Consider the following 19,382-nt stretch of genomic DNA (forward strand, 5'->3'; position numbering starts at 1 on the left):
ATTAGAAGCGGTAACCTGCAGAGAACATAAATACCCACGGGTCGAGGCGTACGTTGTCAGAATAGCGTCCTGCAGGCAGCACTGCGCCGTTGGATTTATATTTCACATCGGTATCGATATCCATGTACCAAACCGACATATTCAGCAGCCAGTCACGGTTGATGAGGTAATCCACACCGACTTGTCCTGCCACACCCCATGAATCTTTCAGACTAAGGTCGGATAAACCAAGACCTTCACCTGTGTCATTGAAGTCATTATTAAAAAAGGTGGTGTAATTAATACCCGCACCAATGTAAGGACGGAATTTACTGCCGGAATCGCCAAAATACCATTGTGCCATCAGCGTTGGCGGTAAATGGTGGACTGTTGCAATATCTCCAGTTGTGGCTGTGCCAACCTTATGACGAAACGGCGATGCCGCCAGCAATTCCACACCAATGTTATCGGTCGCCATATAAGTGAAGGTCAGCCCCAACTGAGTGTTATTAGTTACACTAAATCCCCCCAGACTTCCCAGTGTCCCGCCCGCACCTTCTGTCGGGCGCACAGTCGCCGAACCAGCACGCATAAAAAATTCGCCTGCTTCATGCGCAAAGGCACTGCCAGAGAGAAGAGTTGTTACTGCCAAAGCCGCCACTGTTAACTTTTTCATATCCGCTCCGTCGTTATGGTTATAAAAACGTGACGAATATACCCACATTGGAGTAACAAATGATCCTACATAGATCACATTACATTTGTTAATTCACCATTTTTTGATCCAGATTAATTTATAACTTGCATTGCAAATCCTGGTTAAAATGATTTAAATCAAATTCGATATATTCCCCTTACGGAAATATTCTTTTGCTTCCCTCTTGCGCTTACCGAAAGAGATGACTAATTTATTTTCCCACGTTATTAATGAATCGTTTCATTGTTGCAGGTGAAATCATGAGCGATCTTAATCCATGTATGTCGTGTGGAGCGTGTTGTGCTTTTTTCCGTGTCTCTTTTTACTGGGCTGAAGGTAGTGATGCTGGAGGTTGCGTTCCGGTGGAATTGACTGAGCCCGTCAGTCCTTTTTTGCGTTGTATGGCAGGAACAAAGCAAAAACCCTGCCGCTGCATTGCCCTTGACGGAACGCCTGGGGAATCGGTGAGCTGCAAAATTTATCCAGACAGACCCTCAACCTGTCGGGAATTCAGCATTTCTGGCGAAGCAGGGGAAATCAACGAGGCCTGTAATCGTGCCCGAGCATGGTACGGATTACCACTGCTTTACAAAGATATGCCTTTCCATACAAGTGCAGATGCTGCCACTGAGGCATTAACCAGGGTACAATTGCCGGCTAATTAACACCTGCAAAAACTCAAGGAGAGTGCATGTCTATCACGGCGCAGTCCGTATACCGTGACACCGGAAACTTTTTCCGCAATCAATTTATGACCATCTTGTTGGTATCATTGCTTTGTGCGTTTATCACCGTGGTAATTGGGCATGTATTCTCACCCAGTGAAGCGCAGCTCGCATCGTTAGATAAGGTCGAGACATTGTCAGATAACGCCGGGCTGTTTGAGATTGTGCAAAATATGTCGCTGGAACAGAAGCAAGTCCTTGTTCAGGCATCAGCAGCTTCTACTTTTTCAGGATTAATCGGTAACGCTATTCTGGCAGGCGGCATGTTACTGTTAATTCAGTTGGTTTCTGCGGGACATCGCGTTAGCGCTTTACGTGCTATTGGTGCCAGTGCCCCGATCCTGCCTAAGTTGTTTATTCTGATCTTCCTGACCACACTTATGGTACAAATTGGCATTATGTTTGTGGTTGTACCGGGTATTTTGATGGCCATTGTGCTGGCACTTGCACCTGTCATGCTGGTGCAGGACAAAATGGGCGTTTTCGCCTCAATGCGCTCCAGTATTCGACTAACATGGGCAAATATGCGGCTTATCGCCCCGGCCGTTCTCAGTTGGTTGCTGGCAAAAACAGCATTGTTATTGCTCGCCTCCCGATTTGCTGCATTAACCCCGGAAGTTGGCGCCATACTGGCAAACACGTTGAGCAATCTTTTTTCTGCCGTTTTGCTCATTTATCTGTTCCGTCTGTATATGTTGATCCGCCAATAATCCTGAAGTATTTGATTACGGAATCGTAAAATGAAGCAGTTTCTTGATTTTCTACCGCTGGTTGTTTTTTTCGCGTTTTATAAGATTTATGACATCTATGCGGCCACTGCGGCGCTTATCGTCGCCACAGCTATAGTGTTGATCTACAGTTGGGTGCGTTTTCGCAAAGTCGAAAAAATGGCCCTTATAACCTTTGTGTTAGTGGTCGTCTTCGGAGGACTAACACTGTTCTTCCATAATGATGAATTTATTAAATGGAAGGTGACAGTGATTTACGCTCTGTTTGCTGGTGCTTTGCTGGTCAGCCAGTGGGTTATGAAAAAACCACTGATCCAACGTATGTTGGGTAAAGAACTATCGCTACCTCAACCGGTCTGGTCGAAACTAAATCTGGCCTGGGCCGTATTTTTCATCCTCTGTGGGCTGGCGAATATCTACATTGCATTCTGGCTACCACAAAACATTTGGGTGAATTTCAAAGTTTTTGGGCTGACAGCATTAACATTAATCTTTACGCTGCTGAGCGGTGTTTATATCTACCGCCATCTTCCTCAGGACGATAAATCCTGAGCAAAGCGCCAGTCCTGCAGGGCTGGCGCTTTCTTTTCACCTCTGTTCTCGTTTCGCAAATCATAGTAGCATCGCGCCTGTAATCTTTCTTTTAAGTCGGTTCTAGCATGACAACAACAAATAACGTCCCTCAGGGCGATCTGGTTTTACGCACTCTGGCAATGCCAGCTGATACCAATGCCAACGGTGATATTTTTGGTGGTTGGTTAATGTCACAAATGGATATTGGTGGCGCCATTCTGGCAAAAGAAATTGCGCACGGTCGTGTGGTGACTGTTCGCGTCGAAGGAATGACTTTTTTACGTCCAGTTGCGGTCGGTGATGTGGTGTGCTGCTACGCACGCTGTGTTAATAAAGGCACTACTTCGGTCAGCATTAATATTGAAGTTTGGGTGAAGAAAGTCGCTTCCGAACCGATTGGACAGCGCTATAAAGCCACTGAGGCGTTGTTTAAATATGTTGCAGTGGATCCCGATGGAAAACCTCGACCACTGCCCGTACCGTAATAGCAAAAGCCTCCTGTCCGGAGGCTTTTGTTTTTTATGGCTGATTATTGGATTTGGGTTGCTCCATTCATCCGGAACAAAATATTAACCACAATTCCACTTCCCGGTTTGCCGGGTTCGTAACGCCATTTGCGCATTGCAGTTTTTACATCTTTTTCAAACATATTTGCCGGTTTGGCCGAGAGGATCTGTACATTATCTACTCTACCATCAGGCGTTACGTCAAACTTTACTTTAACCTGCCCTTCAAGTCGTAATGCCTGAGCTCGTCTCGGATACTGCGGCGAGTTACGACTTAGCGCACGAGGTCCAGACGCAACACTCGCCACTGGTCTGGCATTTGCTGCCGTAGCAGTACTGCTAGTCGGACGTGCAGCGGCGTTATTATCAAAAGGTGATGCCGCACGAGGTTCTGCTGGTGGTACATCTCGCTTTGGTTGTTCCTGCACCTTTTTCACTGGCTTTGGTTTTGGCTTAGGCTTCGGTTTAGGTTTCTCAATCACCACTGGTGCTTCTTTTGGCGGTTCAGGAATGGGTTCTGGCTCCGGTTCAGGTTCCGGCTCAACCACGGGTTGCGGTGGCGGTTGTACAGCCTGCGGCGGCTCCAGATCGGCTGGTGCAACCATTGTTACGGAAATAGGCTGCGCAGGTGCAGGTAGCTCAATAACCTGATGTACCGAGGTATAAAGAATTCCCGCCACAAGTGCACCGTGAATGCAGACCGAAAGTAACGCTGGCCAGGGAAAGCGACGAGGTAAATCAAGCGTCATTGAAGTCATAATCGTTTCAGTTAAAAAACCAGGCCCTGATTTTAAATGCAAATAGCAATCATATTCAATAAGGCAACAGAGCTGAGCACGATGAAATGGCATTTTTATCCGAAAATAACCTTTCTAAAGGTATGGTTGTAACAAATCCACTATCTTTGCGTTGCAGTTGTGAGATGTTTCAAATAACGTACTTCACAACTTTACCGACCAAGGAGCTCTACCCGTGCTATATGTCATCTACGCTCAAGATAAAGCCAATTCACTGGAAAAGCGCCTGTCTGTGCGCCCTGCTCATTTGGCGCGTTTACAGGTTTTACATGATGAAGGCCGTCTGCTAACCGCAGGCCCAATGCCTGCTGTAGACAGCAACGATCCTGGTGTAGCCGGTTTTACTGGCTCTACAGTTATTGCTGAATTTGAATCACTGGAAGCAGCCCAGGCATGGGCAGATGCAGATCCGTACGTTGCGGCAGGCGTCTACGCACAGGTGTCGGTGAAACCTTATAAAAAAGTCTTTTGATAAATTCGAAGGGGCACCTGTTAACGGTGCCCTTTGTCATCAAATGTCGTATATCGCGAACAACAGCGAATTACGTTGATGATTGAGTAGACACTTCCTGATGGAGTGGATTCGCATATTGCGACGTGATTGCCCTTCAAGCCAACGCGCTTTACGACGACTCGCTTGTCGTTGCATCCGCCAGCGTCCCACTTCCGTTCGACTACGCTTCATGTTAATCACTCTTACAATACCAGAGTGCTTATTATACCCCCACATCATGAGCAAACCAGTTAATTTCCCCTGTTTTTATTTGCCAGATGAATCCTTATGCGTAAACTCATAACAATACGCTTTCAAAAGGATTTTTAATCTATGACAACCTTCTACACGGTGGTGAGTTGGCTGGTCATTCTGGGATACTGGTTACTCATCGCTGGCGTAACATTACGTATTCTAATGAAACGTCGTGCAGTTCCCTCCGCAATGGCCTGGTTGCTGATTATCTACATCCTGCCGCTGGTGGGCATTATTGCTTATCTCTCTTTTGGTGAACTTCATTTAGGTAAACGCCGTGCTGAACGAGCCAGGGCGATGTGGCCTTCAACCGCAAAATGGCTTAACGACCTGAAATCCTGCAAGCACATATTTGCAGAAGAGAACAGTAGTGTTGCTTCTTCTTTATTTAAGTTGTGTGAACGTCGCCAGGGGATCGCAGGAGTAAAAGGTAACCAATTACAACTGCTCACCGATTCTGATGATGTGATGCAAGCTCTAATCCGCGATATTCAGCTTGCCCGCCATAATATTGAGATGGTGTTTTATATCTGGCAGCCTGGTGGCATGGCCGATAAAGTCGCTGAGTCATTAATGGCTGCAGCTCGTCGTGGTATTCATTGTCGACTGATGCTTGATTCTGCTGGCAGTGTGGCTTTTTTCCGTAGCCCATGGGCAGCCATGATGCGAAATGCAGGTATTGAAGTAGTCGAGGCGCTGAAAGTTAACCTGATGCGTGTCTTTTTGCGACGCATGGACCTTCGCCAGCACCGCAAAATGATCATGATCGACAATTATATCGCTTACACTGGCAGCATGAATATGGTCGATCCGCGCTTCTTTAAACAAGATGCCGGTGTAGGCCAGTGGGTAGATGTCATGGCGCGCATGGAAGGCCCCATCGCGACAGCTATGGGCGTGATTTATTCCTGCGACTGGGAAATTGAAACCGGTAAACGCATTCTGCCACCGCCGCCTGACGTCAATATCATGCCATTTGAGCAAGCCAGCGGTCATACCATTCACACCATTGCTTCTGGCCCTGGCTTCCCGGAGGATTTGATTCACCAGGCCTTGCTGACTGCAACATATTCAGCTCGTGAATATTTAATTATGACGACACCCTACTTCGTGCCCAGTGATGACTTGCTACATGCAATTTGTACTGCTGCACAGCGTGGCGTGGACGTCAGCATTATCCTGCCACGTAAAAATGACTCTATGCTGGTTGGTTGGGCCAGTCGTGCTTTCTTCACCGAATTGCTGGCAGCCGGAGTTAAAATTTACCAGTTTGAAGGTGGTTTATTACATACCAAGAGCGTACTGGTTGATGGTGAGCTTAGTCTTGTCGGTACAGTTAATCTGGATATGCGCAGTTTGTGGCTTAATTTTGAAATCACACTCGCCATTGACGACAAAGGATTCGGCGCTGATCTCGCCGCAGTACAGGATGACTATATCTCCCGTTCCCGGCTTCTTGATGAACGGTTGTGGTTAAAACGACCACTCTGGCAGCGAGTCGCAGAGCGATTGTTTTACTTCTTCAGCCCGTTGCTGTAAAACGTGCCAAACGAAGTTAACCAGGTAGTCATTATGGATATGGATCTGAACAATCGCCTGACTGAAGATGAAACGCTTGAGCAGGCTTATGATATTTTTCTCGAGCTTGCTGCCGATAATCTCGACCCGGCAGATGTTCTATTATTTAATTTACAGTTTGAGGAGCGTGGTGGCGCGGAATTATTTGATCCGTCGGAAGACTGGCAGGAACATGTCGATTTTGACCTGAACCCTGACTTTTTTGCGGAAGTCGTGATTGGTTTGGCCGATAGCGAAGATGGCGAAATCAACGATATTTTTGCTCGCATTTTGTTATGCCGCGAAAAAGATCACAAACTTTGCCATATCCTCTGGCGTGAATAATGACAATGAGCAGCATATGCTGCTCATTCAGAGTGTTGACAAAATGCGCTTTGTTCATGCCGGACCCGGCTTGAAAGCCTTATCCAGGCTACAGAAACATGTAAATTCAGTATATTGCAGAGCTCACGTAGGCTGATAAGGCGTAGCGCATCAGGTAATTATGCCTTTGTCATCAGCCCCTATTATTCGCCTTTCTCTGGTAATAATTCACCGCCACAGAGGCGACAATATTTTGCATCAAGAGCGTGATCTGCCGTATGGCAATGCGAACATTGACGCCGTTTTCTTTTCTGTTGTAATTCAGTGGTAAGTTGCGCAGTGATGATCCCCGTTGGGATGGCAATAACTGAGTAGCCAATCAAAATCAAAATCGACGATACCCACCTTCCCGCTTCTGTGTGCGGTGTAATATCACCATACCCTACCGTAGTTACTGTTACGATTGCCCAATACACCGACGTACCCAGTGAATTAAAACCGTTGGTTGTCCCTTCAATGGCGTACATCAGTGCACCAGCAACAATCATGACAATGCCGATAAAGGTATAGAACAGAACCAACTGATGGCGGGCATTAATAATTGCCTGCCACAAACTGGTTAATGCAGGCATAAATCGTAAAAGACGTAATATCCTCAACGCCCTTATTGCACGCATCGCTCGCCAGGCAAACAGATAATTAAAGCCAATCTCCGGCCATAACCACATAACGTACAGCGGGAGGATTGTCGCCAAATCAATAAACCCCCAAAAACTGAATACATAACGAACAGGACTGGACCAACTTAATACCCGCAGAAAATATTCAGTAGTAAAGATAAATGTGAAAAAAAACTCTGCCCAGACAAAGAGATGCCATTGTTCATAAGTTAGCTGGTATTCAGTACCAACGCCGGATTCGATAAAAATAACGATAACGCTCAGTAATGCCAGAAAACCGAGCAAGGCTTCGCAACGTCTGCCAGATTTGTGGTGCTGATCAAAAAGAAAGTGGTAAACCCGTTGGCGATATCCTGAAATGCTGCCTGCCATCTGCACCTCCCTTGTAAAAAGGGCCAGCAATTTGCCAGCCCTTTGACGCTTTATAACGGGTCTACTTTCAGACAAGAGACAGCGTGTCGGAAACTCCCCTCCAGTACTGGACGCGTTTTTGCGCACTCCGGTCCGGCAATCGGACAACGGGTACGGAAGACACAGCCAGAAGGTGGATTAATTGGTGAAGGCAGCTCCCCTTCCAACAACTGAATTGTTTTATTCTTTTCCAGATCAGGATCAGGAATCGGCACTGCCGACATCAATGCTTTGGTATAGGGATGTAATGGGTTGTGATATACCTCATCGTAAGTGCCCAGTTCGACAGCATGTCCGAGATACATCACTAACACACGATCAGAAATGTGTTTTACCACCGCCAAATCGTGCGCAATGAAGATTAAAGAAAGCCCCATTTCCCGCTGCAACTGTTGCAGCAAATTAACCACTTGCGCCTGAATAGACACATCCAGCGCCGACACTGGTTCGTCACAGATAATTAGCTTCGGTTCGAGAATCAGTGCCCGGGCAATACCAATCCTCTGACATTGACCGCCTGAAAACTCATGGGGATAGCGGTTAATCAGATTAGGCAACAACCCCACTTTCAGCATCATCCCTTTCACCCGCTCGCGCACGTCCTGACGTGGCATTTTCGGATGATAAGTTCGTAGTGGTTCGGCAATAATTTCGCCAATAGTCATACGCGGATTCAGTGAGGCCAGTGGGTCCTGGAAGATCATCTGAATATCGCTGCGCACCGCACGCCACTCATCAGGTTTCATCCCCAGTAACTCTTTGCCTAACCAGGCAACACGCCCATCTGTCGCTTTAACCAGGCCAATGATGGCGCGAGCAAAAGTGGATTTTCCACATCCAGACTCACCCACGACGCCCAGCGTTTCCCCTTCATACAGTCTGAGTGTTACCCCATCAACGGCTTTTAGTGTTTTTGCCGGTTGCCAGAACCATTGTTTGCCATCTTTGATATCAAAATGAACTTTGAGATCAGCTATTTCGAGGAGAACTTTTCTTCCTTCCGCTACAGCATTCATAAAAGTTCCTCCACCGGTTTATAACAAGCACGCAAGCGACCAGGACTGAATTCTTCTAACGGCGGAGCGCTACTACAAATCTCCATCGCATGTGGACAACGCGGCTGAAATGGGCACCCTTTAGGTAAACGCAGCAGGTTTGGCGGATTACCGGGGATGGTCAGCATCGTCTCACCTTCGGCATCCAGACGCGGTACAGCATTAAGCAGACCAATAGAATAAGGATGAACGGGTTGATAAAAGACATCGCGAGCGTTGCCATATTCCATCGTGCGCCCGGCATACATCACCAGTACCTTGTCACAAATCCCGGCAACCACACCGAGATCATGCGTAATCATAATAATGGCTGTGTTAAATTCCCTTTTCAGTTCATTTAACAAGGTCATGATTTGTGCCTGTACGGTCACGTCCAGTGCGGTGGTTGGTTCGTCGGCAATCAACAGTTTTGGTCTGCATAGCAGTGCCATCGCTATCATCACACGCTGACGCATTCCGCCAGAAAATTCATGGGGATACATTTTCATCCGCTTACGTGCTTCTGGCATTTTTACCGCATCAAGCATACGTACCGATTCTTCAAAGGCTTCGGCTTTGCGTAACCCTTTATGCAGCATCAATACTTCCATCAGTTGCTCGCCGACTCGCATATAAGGATTTAACGAGGTCATCGGGTCCTGGAAAATCATTGATATCTGTTCAGCACGCAGCTTATTCAGCTCGTTTTCTGGTAAGTTCAGGATCTGGCGCCCATTAAAGGTTGCACTTCCGCCGATACGACCGTTCGCTGCCAGTAACCCCATTAGCGCGAACGCTGTTTGTGATTTGCCGGAACCAGACTCCCCCACAATCCCCAATGTCTCACCGGCGCGCAGGGAAAAGTTGAGATCATTTACTGCTGTCACATCACCGTCCGGCGTACTAAAGGTGACACGTAAATCTTTCACGTTCAGCAGTGCATCAGCCTGTTGTTGCGCGAGTGGCGCAGTTGCGGTTTCAATTACGCTCATGGCTGCACTCCTTAACGGTCTTTCGGATCGAGGGCATCACGTAAGCCATCGCCGATAAAGTTGAAACAAAATAGCGTCACTACCAGGAAGCCAGCCGGGAACAGCAGCAACCACGGCGACACTTCCATGGAGTTCGCACCATCGCTGAGCAGCGCCCCCCAACTACTGAGCGGCTCTTGCGTACCGAGGCCAAGGAAACTCAGGAAGGATTCAAAGAGGATCATGCTTGGCACCAGCAGCGAAGCGTAAACAACAACTACCCCCAACACATTTGGCACGATGTGGCGAATTACAATACTGGCGGTAGAAACGCCCCCGACTTGCGCCGCTTCAATAAACTCTTTTCGTTTCAGGCTCAGAGTCTGTCCACGGACGATACGTGCCATATCCAGCCATGAAACCATGCCGATCGCGACAAAAATCAGCAGAATATTCTGCCCAAAGAACGTTACCAATAAAATTACAAAGAACATAAATGGGAAGGAGTTGAGGATTTCCAGCAGGCGCATCATGACAGAATCCACCTTGCCACCGAGATAGCCTGAAAGTGAACCGTATAATGTACCCACGAGCACTGCAACCAGGGCTGCAGCTATCCCCACCATCAGAGATATTCGCCCACCAATTGCCACGCGCACCAGCAGATCACGTCCGGAGGAATCGGTGCCAAAATAGTGACCAGATTCCATATCCGGTGCACTGGACATCATTCCCCAGTCGGTATCAAAGTAGGTAAATTGAGACAGCATTGGTGCCAGGGTGACAAACAACGCAATGATCACCAACACAATAAGACTGGTGACGGCAGCACGGTTGTGCATAAAACGACGGCGCGCATCCTGCCATAGACTACGCCCTTCAACTTCCAGCTTGTCACTGAAATTCTCCAGCGCCTCGCTGTTTTTCTTACTTAACATCATCGCAGGCTCCAGTATCAGTAACGAATTTTTGGGTCGATAACTGCATACAGCACATCGACAATGGCGTTAAATACAATTGTCAGCGTTCCCACCAAAATGGTCAGACTGAGCACCAACGAGTAGTCGCGGTTAAGTGCGCCATTGACGAAAAGCTGACCAATACCTGGCAATCCGTAAATGGTTTCGATAACCATAGAACCAGTGATGATGCCGACAAAAGCAGGCCCCATATAGGAGAGCACCGGTAATAGAGCGGGTTTTAATGCATGGCGGAAAATAATCCGACGCATTGGTAACCCCTTCGCCCTGGCAGTACGAATAAAGTTAGAGTGCAATACTTCAATCATTGAGCCACGCGTAATACGAGCGATGCTGGCGATATAGGCAAGCGATAATGCCACCATTGGCAAAATCATAAATTTCAAAGCCCCACCATTCCAGCCACCGCCAGGCAACCACTGGAGCGTAATCGCAAATATCATCACCAATAAGGGGGCAACAACAAAACTGGGGATAACGACCCCGGTCATCGCCACTCCCATAACCATATAATCCCATCGGGTGTTTTGTTTTAACGCAGCAATAACGCCCGCGCTAACGCCAAGAATAACGGCGAGTAAAAATGCCGCTGCGCCTAATTTCGCCGAAACCGGGAAACTGGTCGCCAGCAGATCGTTGACCGAGTAATCTTTATATTTAAAGGATGGTCCAAAATCGCCATGTGCCAGCTGTTTCAGGTAGCTGAAGTACTGGGTGGAGATCGGATCGTTTAAGTGATATTTCGCTTCAATATTCGCCATAACTTCAGGCGGCAGTGTACGCTCGCCAGTGAAAGGACTCCCTGGTGCAAGGCGCATCATAAAAAACGAAATGGTAATGAGTATAAATAGCGTCGGTATCGCTTCCAGAAAGCGACGTAGAATAAATTTTAACATTGCCGTACCTTTTGGCCTGTGCCTTCAAAAATGCGAAAAAAACAGACACCGTGGAGCAGATATGACCTGCTCCACGTATTGCCATTAGTGCTTCACAATGTACATATTTTTGGTATAGGTATTATCTAACGGATCTTTACCGGTATAGCCGCCGACCCATGGTTTAACCAGGCGTGCGTTGACGTAGTAATAAACCGGAACAATGGCAGAATCTTTATCCAGTTGCTGCTCTGCTTTAGCGTACAACTCTGTACGCTGAGCCTCATTCGTGGCTTTAAGTGTTTCTCCCATCAGTTTGTCAAACGCCGGGCTCTTATAATGCGCGGTGTTATTTGAACTATCGGAAAGCATAGTATTCAGGAAAGATGTGGGTTCGTTGTAATCAGCACACCAGCCTGCGCGTGCAACATCAAAAGTACCCTGATGGCGGGTATCAAGGAAAGTTTTCCACTCCTGATTTTCCAGCTTAACGTTAGCGCCCAGATTTTTCTTCCAGATAGACGCTACGGCGATAGCCAGTTTTTTATGTAAATCAGAGGTGTTATACAACAGATCGAAGGTTAACGGTTTTTCTGACGTATAACCGGCTTCTGCCAACAGTTTTTTGGCTTCTTCATTACGTTTTTCCTGAGACCAACCAAACCACTCTGGCTCAACCAATTTTGCGCCATCGGTATAAGGCGGAGTGTAGCTGTAAGCTGGCAGGTCGCCCTGGTTTTTCACTTTATTAACGATAATATCGCGATCAAGTGCCAGTTTCAGTGCGGTACGTACACGAACATCGTTAAATGGAGCTTTCTGGTTATTAATTTCATAGTAGTAAGTGCAAAGATATGGATCGACATGCACTTCATTTGGGATCTCTTTTTTCAGTTTCTGGAACAGTTCAATCGGCATGTTGTTATAAGTCATGTCGATTTCGCCACTGCGGTAACGGTTGACATCTGTAACTTCAGAGGCAATCGGCAAGTAAGTGATTTGATTGATAATGGTCTTATCGTTATCCCAATAAGTTGGGCTACGCTCAAGTACCATACGCTCGTTGACAACCCAGTCTTTCAGTTTGTAGGCACCGTTAGTTACGATATTGGCAGGCTGAGTCCATTTTTCGCCAAATTTTTCAATTGCCGATTTAGGTACTGGAGAAACAGACGGGTGAACCAGCAGTTTATAGAAATAAGGAACTGGCTCGCTCAACGTAACTTCAAAGGTATTATCGTCAATGGCTTTGACACCCAGTTCAGATGTTGGTTTTTTACCAGCGATAATGTCATCAACATTCGCGATATGACCATATTGCAAATAACTGGCATAAGGTGACGCTGTTTTCGGATCAGCAAGACGCTGCCAGCTATAAACAAAATCCTGTGCAGTTACCGGAGTTCCATCAGACCATTTAGCATTTTTGCGTAGATGGAATGTCCAAACTTTAAAGTCTTTATTGTCCCATTTTTCTGCAACCCCAGCGACTGGGTGCCCTTCAAGGTCACTGACCAACAGCCCTTCAAACAGGTCGCGGCTTATGTTGGATTCAGGAACACCTTCAATTTTATGCGGATCAAGGGATTGCACTTCAGAACCGTTATTTCGCACCAGCGTTTGCTTTTCTGCCAGTTGTACACCTGCCGGAACCTCGGCAGCCAGGGCAGTATTACCCGCAATGAGCGCTGTCAAGACGGCGGCTGCCACTAGGCTTTTCTTTGTAATGTTGATCATTGTGTATGTGCTCCTTCGTTATAATTACTGGTTTTGTACCAGCATGTTTAATTCAGTAATAAACCAGCTCGGCTCAGGAGATGAGTACCGCCCGGTATTTCTTGCTTAGTTACATGCTCTTACAGATTACATCTGCTTATATTTCAGGGAGAGTTCTGCGTTCTCCCCCTTTTGCAATACAAAATGTGTCACCCTGTCCGCAACACATTTTTTAATTCTTCAAAACGTAGTGAAAATAATTCTCATCAACTTAAAAATGATGGTTTGATAACTTGCGGAAAGTAACAAATGCGCCTCTTAATCGCTAATACATTTTACAGATTTGTTATGCGATTCTCTTTTTTCTAAATACACTCACGAACAAAAAACAAGCAAAACCCACAACAAATCAATTAAAACCATCAGGTTAGGCTACATTACAGTGCCTTTGTCGTTTTCTTTAGCTTATGGATGGGCAATGTACATATATTTAACAACTGATTATTTTTTAGCACGTTCGTCTACATAAACCGCAAAATTACTAATATCATTTCAATTATGCTTCATCAAGCACATGATAATAATGTGGGAAAAATAACATCAGATTTAAGATATCGGGAAGAAAGCATCCGTGGATTTCTCTGATAAATCAGAGAGAAAGAAAAATTAAAGAAGACATCAATTTTTATGATGATGTAAAAATGTCATGAGTTACTTATCAGCATAAAAGAGTCAGTAAACTGATGACAAACGTAAGATGCCCGGGGCAAGACGCTTACCAGGCTGGTAAATGCATTCATGCCGCATCCGGCATGAACAATGCCACTTTATAAACGATCTGAAACGGAGCTAAAAGCGCTCCGTTTTTTTAGGTTGAAGTATTAAGTAAGAAGCCCTGGGAAAATAGCCTTTAGCCCGGTAACAATAAACTCAATACCCAGAGCCATCAGCAACAGCCCCATGATACGTGTGATCACGTTGATTCCCGTCTGCCCTAAAACACGTACTAACCAGGGTGCCATCCTGAATAGCCCCCAACAGCAAAGGGCGAATATCGCGATCGCCAACGAGAAACCAACAAAATACATGATGCTATGATAACGTGTGCCCCAAACGATAGTTGAACTTATCGCACCGGGGCCAGCCATCAGTGGTAATGCCAGCGGCACTACCCCCACACTTTCGCGAATAGCTGTTTCTGATTTTTCCTGTTTGTTCTGTTTGTCTTCGCCCAATTTGCCGCTAATCATCGACATGGCAATAGTCACCACCAGGATTCCACCGGCAATTCTGAACGAATCAATGGAAATGCCAAACAGTTGCAAAATGCCATCACCGAGAAACAATGCAGTCCACAAAATGATCGCGACGGAAAGATTGGCGGTTAGGTTTGTTTTGTTACGTGCAGCAGCTGTCTGATAGCTGGTCATGCTGATAAAGACGGGAATAATCCCAACCGGGTTTACAAGTGCAAATAACCCAATGAAAAACTTAAAATAAACGGGAAAGTCGAAAAAAGTTTGAATCACGGTTAGCTCCGAAGCCTCAGCCGCATGTTGTCAAAAGTCGTACTAATAAATAAACGCGCTGACAATACGCTTTTTTATAGCATTTTTCACCTGGGTAGTACGTAAATAAACTCCCATTTTTCAGCGTTATACATATGTATAAATTATGCTAACTTATAACGCATTCACATCAACAATTGATTAACACTTAACGTTTTGTACTATTAGAGCTTGCTGAAAGGTGTCAGCTTTGAGATTTTTTGATTCAGATCACGAAATCGCTACCCAGAAGTGAGTAATCTTGCGTACGCCACCTGAAATAACGCGTTAGAGTTAAGTGGCGCTAACGTATAAGCTCTTTTAGTAAATCACAGCAAAAGCCGACGTTAAGTAACACATTGATTTAAATATAGTTCCACAAACTTTCGGCGTTCTGACTATACTCTCGTATCGAGCAGATGATTTACTAAAAAAGTTTAACATTATCAGGAGAGCATTATGGCTGTTACTAATGTCGCTGAACTTAACGCACTCGTAGAGCGTGTAAAAAAGGCCCAGCGTGAATATGCCAGTTTCACTCAAGAGCAAGTAGACAAAATCTTCCGTGCCGCCGCCCTGGCTGCCGCAGATGCTCGAATCCCTCTCGCTAAAATGGCCGTTGCCGAATCCGGCATGGGTATCGTTGAAGATAAAGTGATTAAAAACCACTTCGCTTCTGAATACATCTATAACGCGTATAAAGATGAAAAGACCTGTGGTGTTCTTTCTGAAGATGACACCTTTGGTACTATCACTATCGCAGAACCAATCGGCATTATCTGTGGTATTGTTCCGACCACTAACCCAACCTCCACGGCTATCTTCAAATCGCTGATCAGCCTGAAGACTCGTAACGCCATTATCTTCTCTCCACATCCGCGCGCAAAAGATGCAACCAACAAAGCTGCAGATATCGTTCTGCAGGCTGCTATCGCTGCTGGTGCGCCGAAAGACCTGATTGGCTGGATCGATCAACCTTCTGTTGAACTCTCCAATGCGCTGATGCACCACCCGGATATCAACCTGATCCTTGCAACTGGTGGCCCAGGCATGGTTAAGGCGGCGTATAGCTCCGGTAAACCTGCAATCGGTGTAGGTGCAGGTAACACCCCTGTTGTTATTGACGAAACTGCAGATATCAAACGAGCTGTTGCTTCTGTACTGATGTCTAAAACCTTCGATAACGGCGTAATTTGTGCTTCCGAACAGTCAGTTGTTGTTGTTGATTCTGTCTATGATGCCGTTCGTGAACGTTTCGCAACTCATGGCGGTTATATCTTACAGGGCAAAGAACTGAAAGCTGTTCAGGATGTCATCCTGAAAAACGGTGCTCTGAACGCAGCAATCGTTGGTCAGCCGGCATATAAAATTGCTGAGCTGGCAGGTTTCACCGTTCCGCAAAACACGAAGATTCTGATCGGTGAAGTAACTGCTGTTGACGAAAGCGAACCGTTTGCACACGAGAAGCTGTCCCCTACTCTGGCTATGTATCGTGCGAAAGATTTCGAAGATGCAGTAGAAAAAGCAGAGAAACTGGTAGCGATGGGCGGTATCGGTCATACCTCCTGCCTGTACACCGATCAGGACAACCAACCGGCACGCGTGACCTACTTCGGTCAGAAAATGAAAACTGCCCGTATCCTGATCAACACCCCGGCTTCTCAGGGTGGTATCGGTGACCTGTACAACTTTAAACTCGCGCCTTCCCTGACTCTGGGTTGTGGTTCCTGGGGTGGTAACTCCATCTCTGAAAACGTTGGTCCGAAACACCTGATCAACAAGAAAACCGTTGCTAAGCGAGCTGAAAACATGTTGTGGCATAAACTTCCGAAATCGATCTACTTCCGTCGTGGCTCTCTGCCAATCGCACTGGATGAAGTGATTACTGATGGTCACAAACGTGCTCTGATCGTTACCGACCGCTTCCTGTTCAACAATGGTTATGCAGATCAGATCACCTCTGTGCTGAAAGCCGCTGGTGTTGAAACTGAAGTGTTCTTTGAAGTAGAAGCTGATCCTACCCTGAGCGTGGTACGTAAAGGTGCTGAGCTGGCAAACTCCTTCAAACCAGACGTTATTATCGCGCTGGGTGGTGGTTCCCCGATGGATGCCGCGAAAATCATGTGGGTAATGTACGAACATCCGGAAACTCACTTCGAAGAACTGGCGCTGCGCTTTATGGACATCCGTAAACGTATCTACAAGTTCCCGAAAATGGGCGTGAAAGCGAAAATGATCGCTGTTACTACTACTTCCGGTACTGGTTCTGAAGTAACTCCGTTTGCGGTTGTAACCGATGATGCAACTGGTCAGAAATATCCGCTGGCAGACTACGCACTGACTCCGGATATGGCGATTGTTGATGCTAACCTGGTTATGGACATGCCGAAGTCTCTGTGTGCCTTTGGTGGTCTGGATGCAGTAACCCACGCTCTGGAAGCTTACGTTTCTGTACTGGCTTCTGAGTTCTCTGACGGTCAGGCTCTGCAGGCACTGAAACTGCTGAAAGAAAACCTGCCAGCGTCTTACAACGAAGGTTCTAAAAACCCGGTTGCTCGTGAACGCGTTCACAGTGCTGCAACGATTGCCGGTATCGCGTTTGCGAACGCCTTCCTGGGTGTATGTCACTCTATGGCGCATAAACTGGGTTCTCAGTTCCACATTCCGCATGGTCTGGCGAACGCCCTGCTGATCTGTAACGTTATCCGTTACAACGCGAACGACAACCCGACCAAGCAGACTGCATTTAGCCAGTATGACCGTCCGCAGGCACGCCGTCGTTACGCTGAAATAGCAGATCATCTGGGTCTGAGCGCACCGGGTGACCGTACTGCAGCGAAGATTGAGAAACTGTTAGCATGGCTGGAAAGTCTGAAAGCTGAACTGGGTATTCCAAAATCTATCCGTGAAGCTGGCGTTCAGGAAGCAGACTTCCTGGCGAACGTAGATAAACTGTCTGAAGATGCATTCGATGATCAGTGCACCGGCGCTAACCCGCGTTACCCTCTGATCTCTGAACTGAAGCAGATTCTGCTGGATACTTACTACGGTCGTGATTTTGTTGAAGGTGCTGCAGTCAATCAAGAAGCTGCCCCGGCGCCAAAAGCAGAGAAAAAAGCGAAAAAATCCGCTTAATTTCTTCATCTGAGTAATCAAAAGTTAACGGCTCCTCTTGGGGTAATGCCAGTCAGTTAAGCAACTGACTGGCTCTTTTTCGGGGCTGTGGGGTATTTCCAGGCCTCTCCTTTACCACTCTCGGGAAGGCCCTTTCCCTTCTTGTTGGTAATTTCACAAGTTGTCCCATACTTGCAAGATCGCGCATCAGCTCCGGTATACGTCCCGGTGAAGCGCCCTGCAATGTCATCAGCATTCTCATCACCATTCCGCATGATTCTGAGAAACTCAGTTGATTCGGCCAGTAACCTTTCAGATGTTCCGCCATTTTAATCATCTGATATCTCACCAGATTATAAGCCAGTAAGACACCCCACAGCTCTTGCTCCACAAGCTCCGGCTTTTTACTTCTCAGCGTCAGCATGCTCAGTTGCATCGTCTGTTTTATCTCCCTGTATCCCAGTTCGATTTCCCAGCGATGACTGTACAGATCCGCCATGTCTCCTCCGGGGAAGCGCATGGCGTCCGTCATCGACGTCAGCAGATGGCAGACTTTTCCTTTGCGCGTCACGGTCAGCAGGCGGGCTGTCACCTCATTTCCCAGTCCCGGCCACTTTTTTCGTGCCTGCGGGCTGGTTTTCAGCTTCACCAGATGATCGCCTTTACCCAGTTTTCTGATCTCTTCATATTGCGCTCCCTTTCTGAGAGGGATCATCCAGTGGCGGTGTTCTCCCGCCAGGCTCCAGGCATTTAACAGTCCCAGTGAGTAATAACCTTTATCCATTAACGTCAGAGTGTTATCGCCGGTTTGTTCTATAAGTTGCTCAGCAAGCTCATTTTCGCTGTTCTTCATCGTGCCGAAGGCTGCAGCCGTCAGCAGATGGCTGGTCAGTTCCATCTGGCAGACCATTTTGACCTGCGGGTAGAGCGCCGGGTTGCCGGCATGTGTCTGGCGGGGGAAGGCTGCATCGTTTTCTGGTGTATCCGGTGTGCGCCAGAACGCACCATCGATGGCCAGCAGGGTCAGGCCGCACCAGTGCGGATGCGGCGTGGCATTATGCCAGAGCTGCGCTGTTTTCGTGAACACGCGGCGGACAGCCTCACTTCCCAGGCGCTGGCGGCCTGAATAACGGCACTGGGGGCAACGAAGGGGCGATTGCCCGGCAGCATGATGTCCAGACGATTCACAATCTGGTGAAGAGGTTCTTTACGCTCAAGCGCCATGCCAACAATACACCAGACCATCATTTCGAGGGGAAGACGGCGCTTGCGTAGCGTTACAGTACCTGATTCGGCAAGGTAACGAGAGATGAGTTCGGGGTCGAGGTAATCCCCCAGAGAAGTCAGTGGGTTACGCAGAGAATCGTAACGGGATACCAAATCAAGGGCCTGTCCAATGAGCATAAAAAAATCCGGAAAC

General features: G+C 47.1%; 18 protein-coding genes and 1 pseudogene. 8 read left to right on the forward strand and 11 right to left on the reverse strand.

The features are described from left to right. Position 1: 1 nt before the first annotated feature. Positions 2-655, reverse strand: coding sequence for an outer membrane protein OmpW (gene ompW, locus K0335_RS03515; protein WP_000737215.1), 654 nt, complete (start codon positions 653-655; stop codon positions 2-4). Positions 656-936: 281 nt separating this feature from the next. Between ompW and K0335_RS03520 the strand changes: the two genes are divergently transcribed. The 4 genes from K0335_RS03520 (at position 937) to yciA (ending at position 3,187) form a co-directional block, all read left to right on the forward strand. Beyond that, complete coding sequence (locus K0335_RS03520) at positions 937-1,341, forward strand: YkgJ family cysteine cluster protein (RefSeq protein WP_002431519.1); 405 nt, start codon at positions 937-939, stop codon at positions 1,339-1,341. Positions 1,342-1,367: 26 nt separating this feature from the next. Further along, complete coding sequence (locus tag K0335_RS03525; protein ID WP_000028520.1) at positions 1,368-2,111, forward strand: YciC family protein; 744 nt, start codon at positions 1,368-1,370, stop codon at positions 2,109-2,111. Between the two features lie 30 nt (positions 2,112-2,141). Continuing rightward, positions 2,142-2,681: a septation protein A gene (locus K0335_RS03530; protein ID WP_000808659.1), complete on the forward strand. Its 540-nt coding sequence runs from the start codon at positions 2,142-2,144 to the stop codon at positions 2,679-2,681. A 107-nt stretch (positions 2,682-2,788) separates the two neighbouring features. Further along, complete coding sequence (gene yciA, locus K0335_RS03535; protein ID WP_000214055.1) at positions 2,789-3,187, forward strand: acyl-CoA thioester hydrolase YciA; 399 nt, start codon at positions 2,789-2,791, stop codon at positions 3,185-3,187. Between the two features lie 44 nt (positions 3,188-3,231). Here yciA and tonB read toward each other — a convergent pair whose 3' ends face one another. Beyond that, complete coding sequence (tonB, locus tag K0335_RS03540) at positions 3,232-3,957, reverse strand: TonB system transport protein TonB (protein WP_024256450.1); 726 nt, start codon at positions 3,955-3,957, stop codon at positions 3,232-3,234. A 223-nt stretch (positions 3,958-4,180) separates the two neighbouring features. On the opposite strand from tonB, the gene K0335_RS03545 reads away from it, so the two are divergent. Then, positions 4,181-4,477, forward strand: a complete 297-nt coding sequence (locus K0335_RS03545) for a YciI family protein (RefSeq protein WP_000967601.1) — start codon at positions 4,181-4,183, stop codon at positions 4,475-4,477. Positions 4,478-4,516: 39 nt separating this feature from the next. Here K0335_RS03545 and K0335_RS03550 read toward each other — a convergent pair whose 3' ends face one another. After that, complete coding sequence (locus tag K0335_RS03550; RefSeq protein WP_032242938.1) at positions 4,517-4,690, reverse strand: YciY family protein; 174 nt, start codon at positions 4,688-4,690, stop codon at positions 4,517-4,519. Between the two features lie 141 nt (positions 4,691-4,831). Here K0335_RS03550 and cls point away from each other — a divergent pair, with 141 nt between their 5' ends. Then, positions 4,832-6,292 carry a cardiolipin synthase gene (gene cls / locus K0335_RS03555; protein WP_000206880.1) on the forward strand — a complete coding sequence of 487 codons (1,461 nt, stop codon included), beginning with the start codon at positions 4,832-4,834 and terminating at the stop codon, positions 6,290-6,292. Between the two features lie 33 nt (positions 6,293-6,325). Next, positions 6,326-6,655, forward strand: a complete 330-nt coding sequence (locus K0335_RS03560) for an HI1450 family dsDNA-mimic protein (RefSeq protein WP_000366965.1) — start codon at positions 6,326-6,328, stop codon at positions 6,653-6,655. 182 nt (positions 6,656-6,837) lie between these two features. Here K0335_RS03560 and K0335_RS03565 read toward each other — a convergent pair whose 3' ends face one another. The 7 genes from K0335_RS03565 to K0335_RS03595 all read right to left on the reverse strand — a co-directional run bounded on the left by K0335_RS03565 (position 6,838) and on the right by K0335_RS03595 (position 14,830). After that, a complete protein-coding gene (locus K0335_RS03565) occupies positions 6,838-7,686 on the reverse strand; it encodes a potassium channel family protein (protein ID WP_219393730.1) in 849 nt (282 codons plus the stop codon). A gap of 50 nt (positions 7,687-7,736) precedes the next feature. Next, positions 7,737-8,741, reverse strand: coding sequence for a murein tripeptide/oligopeptide ABC transporter ATP-binding protein OppF (oppF, locus tag K0335_RS03570; RefSeq protein ID WP_046080862.1), 1,005 nt, complete (start codon positions 8,739-8,741; stop codon positions 7,737-7,739). After that, positions 8,738-9,751 (reverse strand): murein tripeptide/oligopeptide ABC transporter ATP-binding protein OppD, encoded by a 1,014-nt coding sequence (gene oppD / locus K0335_RS03575; protein ID WP_000110929.1) that lies wholly within the window; start codon positions 9,749-9,751, stop codon positions 8,738-8,740. The genes oppF and oppD overlap by 4 nt, the downstream gene beginning before the upstream one ends. A gap of 11 nt (positions 9,752-9,762) precedes the next feature. After that, on the reverse strand, positions 9,763-10,671 hold the full coding sequence (gene oppC / locus K0335_RS03580; protein ID WP_000979647.1) for an oligopeptide ABC transporter permease OppC: 909 nt from the start codon (positions 10,669-10,671) through the stop codon (positions 9,763-9,765). 14 nt (positions 10,672-10,685) lie between these two features. Continuing rightward, the gene (gene oppB / locus K0335_RS03585) at positions 10,686-11,606 is read right to left on the reverse strand and encodes an oligopeptide ABC transporter permease OppB (protein ID WP_046077642.1); all 921 of its coding nucleotides are present in this window, start codon (positions 11,604-11,606) and stop codon (positions 10,686-10,688) included. 84 nt (positions 11,607-11,690) lie between these two features. Beyond that, the gene (oppA, locus tag K0335_RS03590) at positions 11,691-13,322 is read right to left on the reverse strand and encodes an oligopeptide ABC transporter substrate-binding protein OppA (protein WP_046077643.1); all 1,632 of its coding nucleotides are present in this window, start codon (positions 13,320-13,322) and stop codon (positions 11,691-11,693) included. A gap of 860 nt (positions 13,323-14,182) precedes the next feature. Continuing rightward, complete coding sequence (locus K0335_RS03595) at positions 14,183-14,830, reverse strand: YchE family NAAT transporter (RefSeq protein WP_000616557.1); 648 nt, start codon at positions 14,828-14,830, stop codon at positions 14,183-14,185. Between the two features lie 477 nt (positions 14,831-15,307). Here K0335_RS03595 and adhE point away from each other — a divergent pair, with 477 nt between their 5' ends. Then, entirely contained in the window at positions 15,308-17,983 is a 2,676-nt protein-coding gene (gene adhE, locus K0335_RS03600) for a bifunctional acetaldehyde-CoA/alcohol dehydrogenase (RefSeq protein WP_000301635.1), read from the forward strand. 56 nt (positions 17,984-18,039) lie between these two features. Here the strand turns inward: adhE and K0335_RS03605 are convergent. After that, positions 18,040-19,366 (reverse strand): annotated as a pseudogene (locus tag K0335_RS03605) (IS4 family transposase). Between the last annotated feature and the right edge of the window lie 16 nt (positions 19,367-19,382).

The sequence above is a fragment of the Escherichia sp. GZ89 genome, from assembly GCF_019366485.1.
In the GTDB taxonomy this organism is placed as follows: Bacteria; Pseudomonadota; Gammaproteobacteria; order Enterobacterales; family Enterobacteriaceae; genus Escherichia; species Escherichia fergusonii.